The sequence below is a fragment of the Flavobacterium sp. genome (genome assembly GCF_028712645.1).
Lineage (GTDB): Bacteria > Bacteroidota > Bacteroidia > Flavobacteriales > Flavobacteriaceae > Flavobacterium.
This window is the reverse complement of the sequence record NZ_JAQTPQ010000140.1, coordinates 1-9,153: the sequence shown is the minus strand read 5'-3', so window position 1 is coordinate 9,153 and position 9,153 is coordinate 1. Positions and strand designations below refer to the sequence as shown.

At 32.6% G+C, this 9,153-nt stretch carries 10 protein-coding genes and 1 pseudogene; 7 read left to right on the top strand and 4 right to left on the bottom strand.

From position 1 onward, the window contains the following. Together PHC28_RS11480 and nadE are read right to left on the bottom strand one after the other, a co-directional pair. A pseudogene (locus PHC28_RS11480) lies at positions 1-248 on the bottom strand (DNA-binding response regulator); the annotation flags it as partial. Between the two features lie 88 nt (positions 249-336). Beyond that, positions 337-1,143 carry an NAD(+) synthase gene (gene nadE / locus PHC28_RS11475; protein ID WP_300100319.1) on the bottom strand — a complete coding sequence of 269 codons (807 nt, stop codon included), beginning with the start codon at positions 1,141-1,143 and terminating at the stop codon, positions 337-339. 149 nt (positions 1,144-1,292) lie between these two features. Here nadE and gldB point away from each other — a divergent pair, with 149 nt between their 5' ends. Together gldB and gldC are read left to right on the top strand one after the other, a co-directional pair. After that, entirely contained in the window at positions 1,293-2,258 is a 966-nt protein-coding gene (gldB, locus tag PHC28_RS11470) for a gliding motility lipoprotein GldB (protein ID WP_300100317.1), read from the top strand. After that, a complete protein-coding gene (gene gldC, locus PHC28_RS11465) occupies positions 2,248-2,583 on the top strand; it encodes a gliding motility protein GldC (protein ID WP_300100314.1) in 336 nt (111 codons plus the stop codon). Before gldB ends, gldC begins: the two co-directional genes overlap by 11 nt. Before the next feature lie 76 nt (positions 2,584-2,659). Here gldC and yihA read toward each other — a convergent pair whose 3' ends face one another. Continuing rightward, the gene (gene yihA, locus PHC28_RS11460) at positions 2,660-3,280 is read right to left on the bottom strand and encodes a ribosome biogenesis GTP-binding protein YihA/YsxC (RefSeq protein ID WP_300100311.1); all 621 of its coding nucleotides are present in this window, start codon (positions 3,278-3,280) and stop codon (positions 2,660-2,662) included. Between the two features lie 30 nt (positions 3,281-3,310). After that, on the bottom strand, positions 3,311-4,084 hold the full coding sequence (locus PHC28_RS11455; RefSeq protein ID WP_300100306.1) for an alpha/beta hydrolase: 774 nt from the start codon (positions 4,082-4,084) through the stop codon (positions 3,311-3,313). Between the two features lie 380 nt (positions 4,085-4,464). On the opposite strand from PHC28_RS11455, the gene mraZ reads away from it, so the two are divergent. The 5 genes from mraZ to PHC28_RS11430 form a co-directional block, all read left to right on the top strand. Next, entirely contained in the window at positions 4,465-4,938 is a 474-nt protein-coding gene (gene mraZ / locus PHC28_RS11450; RefSeq protein ID WP_300100303.1) for a division/cell wall cluster transcriptional repressor MraZ, read from the top strand. Further along, positions 4,913-5,821 carry a 16S rRNA (cytosine(1402)-N(4))-methyltransferase RsmH gene (gene rsmH / locus PHC28_RS11445; protein WP_300100300.1) on the top strand — a complete coding sequence of 303 codons (909 nt, stop codon included), beginning with the start codon at positions 4,913-4,915 and terminating at the stop codon, positions 5,819-5,821. Before mraZ ends, rsmH begins: the two co-directional genes overlap by 26 nt. 12 nt (positions 5,822-5,833) lie before the next feature. Continuing rightward, positions 5,834-6,181, top strand: coding sequence for an FtsL-like putative cell division protein (locus PHC28_RS11440; RefSeq protein ID WP_300100297.1), 348 nt, complete (start codon positions 5,834-5,836; stop codon positions 6,179-6,181). After that, entirely contained in the window at positions 6,172-8,175 is a 2,004-nt protein-coding gene (locus tag PHC28_RS11435; protein ID WP_300100294.1) for a penicillin-binding protein, read from the top strand. The genes PHC28_RS11440 and PHC28_RS11435 overlap by 10 nt, the downstream gene beginning before the upstream one ends. Next, positions 8,172-9,153: UDP-N-acetylmuramoyl-L-alanyl-D-glutamate--2,6-diaminopimelate ligase (locus PHC28_RS11430; RefSeq protein ID WP_300100291.1), on the top strand; the 982-nt coding region annotated here is incomplete at its 3' end. The genes PHC28_RS11435 and PHC28_RS11430, both read left to right, overlap by 4 nt.

The following is a 9,153-nucleotide window of genomic DNA, read 5'->3' as shown; positions in this document are numbered from 1 at the left end:
TGGTTAAAATAATAATTTTTGTTTTTGGAAAATTTTTTAAAATATTTTTTTATTTCAAAAATACTTGTAAGACCTTCCAACTCCAAATCTAATATTAAAACATCTATCTCCTTAATCAGGAGTATGTCTCTTACCATTAAAAAATTACCAACGTTGGCAACAATTGAAATGTCGTCGTGGTCTTTGAAGTAGGATTTTACTCCAAAATGCACAACGGGATTGTTATCCGCTAAACAGACTTTTATCATGATATTAAGTTTTAGAAAGGTTTGTATTTATTGAGATGTAAAGTTAATAAATAAAATTTGTAAATTACTGCAAATTAATAGAAAAATACTACTTTAATTCTTTTATGACTAAACAAACAGGTATTTCTTTCATTTTGTGCTGATTAATCCTGTTTAATTTTTTATAAATCTCGAAAATGTTTTTCTCTCTTCCCGAGAAATCTGCTGCTGTTTTCCCTTTTTCATCTTCAATCATTGCCCATTCCAGCTCGTCATAACTGGCTCCTAGTTGATCCTCATCGGTTCTGTCGTCTCCAAATAATCCATCGGTAGGCGAAGCCACTAAAATAGAATTAGGTATTTTTAAAAATTCACCTAAAGCATAAACATCTGATTTCATTAAATCAGCAATTGGACTTAAATCGACTCCTCCATCTCCATATTTTGTATAGAATCCAACTCCAAAATCCTCGACTTTGTTTCCTGTTCCGGCAACTAATAAGCCGTGAATTCCAGCAAAATAATACAAAGTTGTCATTCGTAAGCGAGCACGACTATTTGCTAATGACAAATTAACCTTGGCAATATCGGCATCAATTGGAACAACAGTTTTAAAAGTTTCGAAAACTGAAGTCAAATCAGCCTCAATATTTGTAACATTAGAAAATCGTTTTTTCAATTGCTCAATATGTTCTCGTCCTCGAGATACGTGACTTGCAGCTTGATGAATTGGCATTTCTACACATAAAGTAGGCAAGCCAGTTTGTGCACAAAGTGTTGAAGTTACCGCTGAATCGACTCCGCCAGAAATTCCCACAACAAAACCATTTACTTTTGCGTTTTCAGCATACGTTTTTAACCAATTGACAATATGTGTATTTACTTTTTCAACTTGAATGGTGCTTTTTTTTGGCATAATAGTTTGGGTTTTTAAAAAGTAGGAATTGTATATTTGCAAAAATAATAATTTTTAGAAGCTTTTCCCGCTATCCATTACAATCTTTTCTTTTTCTAAAGAAAAAAAAGAAAAGGATTTCCACTACTATCGGGGCTAAAAAAAATAAAATGAGAAAAATAGTTTTAATATTTACCTTAGTAATTGCTTTGTTTTCTTGTGAAAAAAAGTCAAAAGAGGAAAAAGCAGTCGAATCTATTCCTATAAAAATCAAGGTAGAACGCTTTGATAAACTATTTTTTGAAACTTCTCCAAAGGATTTGGGCAAACTAAAAAAAGAATTTCCATTCTTTTTTCCGCAAGATACTCCTGATAGCGTTTGGTTAGAAAAAATGCAAAACCCACTTTGGAGAGAATTGTACACTGAAGTTCAAAAAAAATATTCGAATTTTGAACCCATTCACAATGAATTGGAAACGCTTTTCAAACACATAAAATATTATTTTCCGGAAACCAAAACGCCAAAAATCATCACCGTAATTTCGGAAATGGATTATAATAACAAAGTGATTTATGCCGATAGTTTAGTAATTATTTCTCTGGAATTGTATCTGGGAAAAGAACATAAATTTTATCAATTTCCAAAATATTTAAAACAAAATTTTGAAGAAAAACAGATTATGCCAGATGTGGTTTCTAGTTTTTCGACAAAAAAAATCGCACCCATTCCTGATAAAAATTTATTGAGCCAAATGATATTTTTTGGCAAGCAATTGTATCTAAAAGATATTCTTTTACCAGATTATGCAGATGCTGAAAAAATGGGCTACACACTAGAACAAATCAAGTGGTGTGATGAAAACGAAAGTTATATGTGGCGTTATTTTCTAGAAAGAGAAATGCTTTATAGCGATGATCAAAAATTGGATAACCGATTTATCAATCCCGCTCCATTTTCTAAATTTTATTTGGAAATTGATAATGAATCTCCGGGAAGAGTTGGAACTTGGATAGGTTGGCAAATTGTTCGTTCTTTTATGAAAAACAACGACATAAGCGTTGATCAATTAATGAAAATGAATGCTAAAGAAATATTTGAAAAATCTAAATATAAACCCAAAAAAAATGTCGAATAACAATACATCAGAAATTAAAATAGGTATTCAATTAGATGAAAACCGAATTCCCGAAAAGTTAATGTGGTCTGCCGTTGAAGGAGGTGTGGAATTAGAAGAGGCAAAAGCATTTATGTTATCCGTTTGGAACAGTGACGAAAAATCAACGAAGTGCATTGAATTGTGGACTAAAGATATGTCTGTTGAAGAAATGAAAATTTTCTTTCATCAAACTTTACTTTCTATGACCGAAACCTTTCAAAGAGCTACTGGCGACGAAAAAATGACTGCTACAATGCAAGACTTTTGCGATTATTTTGCAGAGAAATTGGAGTTGAAACTGTAAATTTATTTCACAAAAAAAGCCCAAAACTGAAATTTTAGTTTTGGGCTTTTTTTGTGAAATATAAATGAGAATCCTTTTAAAACTCAGAATTATTCTTAAAAACTTCTTGATTTACTTCGTCTATATAACTTAAAACTTCTTCTTTTCCAGTAGATTCTGTGGCTGAGGTTATAAAATAATGAGGCATTTCGGCCCAATTGTTAGCAAACATTTTCTTTTTGTAGGCAGCAATATGAGAATCAATTTTTACTTTACTAATCTTATCGGCTTTTGTGAAAATAATACAAAAAGGAATTTCACTTTCACCCATATAAGCCATAAATTCGATGTCGATATTTTGTGCTTCGTGGCGAATATCAATCAACACAAAGGCACAAACAAGTTGTTCTCTGGTTTCAAAATAATCGGTAATAAATTGCTGAAAAACAGATTTTGTTTTCTTAGAAACTTTGGCATAACCATAACCAGGTAAATCTACCAAAAACCAATTATTGTTAATCTTGAAATGATTTATTAATTGTGTTTTTCCAGGTCTTCCTGAGGTTTTTGCTAAATTTTTATGGTTAGTCAGCATATTAATCAATGACGATTTCCCAACGTTCGACCGGCCAATAAAAGCATATTCTGGCAAAAAGTCTTTCGGACATTTATCTACTTCGGAGTTGCTGACAATAAATTCGGCTGTGTTGATTTTCATAATTGTGTTTGTAAATTCTTTGCTTGAAGGCTAGTGAGCATTCAAATGAGTTTCTTTTAACCAGATTTCCAACAGGCGATTAAACTCTTCAGGATGTTCCATCATAGCGGCATGACCACATTTATCAATCCAATACAAGGTTGAATTGGGTAATAATTTATGAAATTCTTCTGCAACATCTGGAGGAGTAACATTATCGTTTTTACCCCAAATAATACAGGTTTGAACATGCATTTTTGGCAAATCTTTAGCCATATTGTGCCGAATGGCACTTTTAGCAATGGTCAATGTTTTTATCAGTTTTATTCGGTCATTTACAGACGCATAAACTTCGTCAACGAGTTCTTTGGTTGCCATTTTTGGATCATAAAAAACATCCTCTGCCTTTTTCTTGATGTATTCATAATCCCCTCTTTTAGGATAACTATCGCCCATTGCACTTTCATAAAGCCCAGAACTACCTGTGATAACAAGTCCTGCCACTTTTTCAGGATACATTTTGGTGTGATATAACGCAATATGTCCTCCAAGAGAATTTCCTAATAAAATTACTCTTTCAAATCCTTTGAAAGTGATAAAATCCTTTACATATTTTGCAAAAGCTTTAACGTTGGTTTTTAAAATGCTTTGCGTATAGATTGGTAAATTGGGGATGATTATTTTATAGCCTTTCTCAGAAAAATAACTAGCAACTGCATCAAAATTACTCAATCCTCCCATTAAACCGTGTAAAACAACAATTGGAGTGCCTTCTCCAGCTTCATAATAACTGTATCTACCTTCTTTTTTATAGTATTTTTCCATCCCTTTTTTAGCGAATTTTCAATTTCCACAAATATAGGATTTAAAAAATAAAAAAGAATTTTTGATGATATATTTTAAGGATATATTTCTTTCTTTATTGAAAAGCTATCTATAAATAATAAAAGTTTGGGCTTCATAAATTTTCATTTTTGTTTGTTTCAAAGGGGTTTTTAAAGCATCTTAAATTTCATTTTGGTTTCTAATCTTTTTCTCAATTCTATACTTCTTAACAAAGAGTTAAAAACGTCTAATCTTCTGATTGACTAAAAACTAAGGTTTCTCCTTACGAAGTGGTAAAACTTATTAACAAAGTGGGGTATTGTGGTAAATAGTGGTAATAATTTTTATATTTTTGCTCTACATCATTTAAATTTTTTCTTTTGAATACAATTGTCGGAACATACGAATGTAAAGTCGATGCCAAAGGGAGGTTGCTAATGCCTGCGCCTTTAAAAAAGCAATTGGCTACTTCTCTTCAAAACGGGTTTGTTTTGAAGCGTTCTGTTTTTCAACCGTGTTTAGAATTGTATCCAATGGAAGAATGGGATTTAATGATGGAAAAAATCAACAAACTCAATCGATTTGTAAAGAAAAACAATGACTTTATCCGCCGGTTTACTGCTGGTGTAAAAGTAGTTGAAATTGATGCTTTGGGAAGATTATTAGTTCCAAAAGATTTAGTGAGTTTTGCCAGTATTTCAAAAGAAGTCGTGTTTTCATCAGCAGTGAATATTGTCGAAATCTGGGATAAAGATTTATATGAAAAATCAATTAACGGCGAAGATATTGATTTTGCTGATTTAGCCGAAGATGTAATGGGGAGCCAAAATGACAACGACAATGGAATATCATAATCCAGTTTTGCTTAAGGCTTCGGTAGATGGGTTGAATATAAAACCAGATGGTATTTATGTTGATGTAACTTTTGGAGGCGGAGGTCATTCAAAAGAAATATTGAGTAGACTAGGACCTGATGGAAAATTATTTGCTTTTGATCAAGATGAAGATGCATTGGCAAACGCTTTGCCGGATGAAAGATTTACACTAATCAATGAGAATTTCAGATTTATAAAACGATTTATGCGTTTTTATGGTGTGAAAAGTGTAGATGGAATTTTGGGTGATTTAGGCGTGTCTTCACATCAATTTGATGTTCCTGAAAGAGGTTTTTCTACTCGTTTTGATGCAGAATTAGATATGCGAATGAGTCAAAAAAATGATTTGAATGCCTATCGAGTGGTTAATGAATATGATGATATCAACTTGAAAAGAGTATTCTTGGATTATGGTGAATTAAAAAATGCACCAGCTTTGGCAAGAACAATTATAGAGGCTAGAGAACATCAATCCATTAAAACTACAGATGAACTGAAAGAAGTTTTGGCAAAATATTTACCAGAGAGGTTGAGAAATAAAATATTGGCTCAAGTTTATCAAGCTATTCGAATTGAGGTCAATCAGGAAATGGATGTTTTAAAAGAATTTCTCGAGCAATCATTAGAAATATTAAATCCAGGTGGAAGATTAAGTGTGATTTCTTATCATTCATTAGAAGATAGATTGGTAAAAAGATTTATGAAAAACGGAATGTTCGAAGGAGAACCAGAGCGTGATTTTTTTGGAAACTTTTCAGTTCCATTCAAAACTATCGGTAAACTAATTGTTCCCGATAATGAAGAAATTAAAATTAACAACAGGGCACGTAGCGCAAAATTAAGAATAGCTGAAAAAATATAATTAGCATAAAGAATGAAAAACGGGGTTTACGGCATATTGAAAGCACGATTTCTTATTCAAGATGACGCCCTGAAAAACTGGCGTTTCATCGTTTTCCTGATTATTCTTGCCATTATTATGATTGCCAATACACAACGTTTTGAACAAAAAGTATTCAAGATTACCGAGTTGACAAATCAAGTAAAAGAACTGCGTTCGGAATTTGTAGATAGACGTTCGGAATTAATGAAACTTAAAATGGAATCGACTGTTTCTGAAAAAATGGTTGAGAAACAAATTTTCCCTTCAACAGTTCCTCCAATAAAAATAAAAGTCAAAAAAGTAGAAGAAAAAAGCTTTTTCAAAAAAATATGGCAGTAGAAGATAAAAATATATCCTACAGAATTTATCTAGTAGCATTCGCTATCTTCTTGATGGCAATTGCTATTGTCATAAAATTAACAAACATTCAATGGGTTGAAGGTGATTATTATAGAAAGTTAGCCAAAGAAAGAACAGTTAGGAATTTTGTTATTCCAGCCAACAAAGGGAATATTTATTCTGCCGATGGAAGTCTCCTGGCAACTTCAATCCCCAATTATGAAATTCGATTTGATGCCGTTGCTCCAAAATCAGAGGCATTCGAAAAAAATGTAAAACCGCTTTCTGATTCCTTGGCTTTGCTTTTGGGAAAACCAAGTGGTTTTTTTCTGAATGAATTTAGAAAAGCTAGAGCTAATAAAAACAGGTATTTTTTGGTAGCTCGAGATTTGAGTTATACTGAATTTATCAAAATTAAAAGTTTTCCTTTATTCAATTTAGGAACTTATAAAGGAGGGATTATCATCGAACAAGAAACTGTTAGAGAACATCCGATAGGAAAAATTGCCGAGCGTACCATTGGATATGAAAGAAGAAATCCAAATGGAGATTCAAATGGAAAAGGAATCGAGTGGGCTTATCGTAGGTATCTTAATGGGAAAGATGGTAAAATTTTGAAACAAAAAATTTCAAAAGGACAATGGAAACCTATCCGTGATGTTAATGAAGTTGACCCACAAGATGGCTATGATGTGATTTCTACAATTGATGTTTTTATTCAGGATATTGCGCATCATGCTTTGCTAAAGCAATTGACTGATTACGAAGCAGATCACGGTTGTGTGGTGGTTATGGAAACCAAAACAGGAAAAATAAAAGCTATTTCAAATTTGGGTAGAGCAGGAGATGGTTCTTATTATGAAACTACAAATTATGCAGTTGCCGAAGCACACGAACCAGGTTCTACTTATAAACTTGTTGATTTGATGAACTTGCTCGAAGATAAAAAAATTGATACAAGTGCTGTTTTCGATACCTATGGTGGAGATATTACTTATTCAGGAAAACACGTGAGGGATTCTCATAGAGGTGGTTATGGTAAAATAAGTTTAGCTAGAGGATTTGAATTGTCTTCAAATACGGTGATGGTTCAGGCGGTTTATGATAATTATAAAAATAATCCTTCGCAGTTTGTGAATCACATCAACCGTTATGGATTGAATAAATCTTTGGGACTTTCAATCAAAGGAGAAGGTAAACCATTCGTTCCGCAACCAACTGATAAAAATTGGTCTAATATTTCACTTCCTTGGATGGCTTTTGGTTATGGCGTTTCTATAACTCCTTTGCAAACATTAACTTTTTATAATGCTGTAGCCAACAACGGTGAAATGGTAAAACCACAATTCGTTTCTGAAATTAAAGAGTGGAACAGAACTATAAAAAAATATGACAAGGAAGTTATAAACCCAAAAGTATGCTCTCAGGAAACTATTAAGAAACTAAAGGCAGTTATGTTGAACGTTGTTAAAAAAGGAACGGCTTCAAAATTGTATTCCAAAAATTTTTCGATGGCAGGAAAAACAGGAACGGCAGCAGTAAATTATGCTAAAGATGGAGGAGCAGGAAAATATTATGCGTCATCATTTGTTGGTTATTTTCCGGCCGATAATCCAAAATATTCCTGCATAGTTGTAGTTCATAAACCAAGTACAGCACACAATAATTATTATGGAGCTGATGTCGCAGGGCCAGTTTTTAAAAGAATTGCACAAAAGATTTTTACGGATACACCTTCGACAAATGAGATTAAAAACATAAATAGAAAAATTCTGAAACAGGAAAATGATTACGACAATTATGAGAAATCACAAAACTTGCAAACATCAATTGTCCCAAATGTAAAAGGAATGTCAGGAATGGATGCCGTTTCGCTATTTGGAAATCTTGGAGTAAAAGTAAAAATAATTGGCATTGGAAAAGTAAAAAAACAATCCATTCAGCCAGGTGAAAATTTAGATAAAAACACAACCATAACATTGGAATTATCGTGATTATTTTAAAAGAAATAATGTACAAAGTCGCTATTGAAGCCGTAAAAGGGTCAACGGATATTACTATTAATAAAATGGATTTTGATTCCAGAAGTGTTGGAGCAAACGATGTTTTTGTGGCGATTCGCGGTACGATTTCTGACGGTCACGATTATATTGAAAAAGCAATTTGGCAAGGTGCAATTGCCATAGTATGCGATACTTTTCCAGAAATAATCACAAAAGGAATTACCTATATTCAAGTAAAAGATACTAACAAAGCTTTGGCTTATATGGCTGCTAATTATTTTGGAAATCCTTCTCAAAATTTAAAATTGGTTGGCATTACCGGAACAAACGGAAAAACAACTGTTGCTTCATTATTATATCAATTATTCAAAAAAGCAGGTTTCAAAGTAGGACTTTTATCTACGGTAAAAATCTTGGTTGATGATAAAGAATACAAAGCTACACACACCACTCCAGATTCGATAACGATAAATCATTATCTAAAAGAAATGTGTGATCAAGGCGTTGAATACTGTTTTATGGAAGTGAGTTCACACGGAATTCATCAAAAACGCACCGAAGGATTGCATTTTGCAGGAGGTGTTTTTACCAATTTATCGCACGATCATTTAGATTATCATCCCACTTTTGCAGAATATCGTGATGTAAAAAAATCATTTTTCGACAATTTGCCTAAAACAGCTTTTGCTTTATCAAATATTGATGATAAAAATGGGCAAGTGATGATGCAAAATACGTCAGCTAGAAAACTTACCTATGCTTTAAAATCTTATGCTGATTATAAAGCGCAAATTCTCGAAAATCAATTGTCGGGATTGTTGTTGAAAATAAATGGGAACGAGGTTTGGGTAAAACTCATCGGGACATTTAATGCTTATAATTTATTGGCAATTTATGGAACCGCAGTTCAATTAGGATTGGAAAGTCTGGAAGTTTTAAGGCTGTTATCCGATTTAGAAAGTGTTTCAG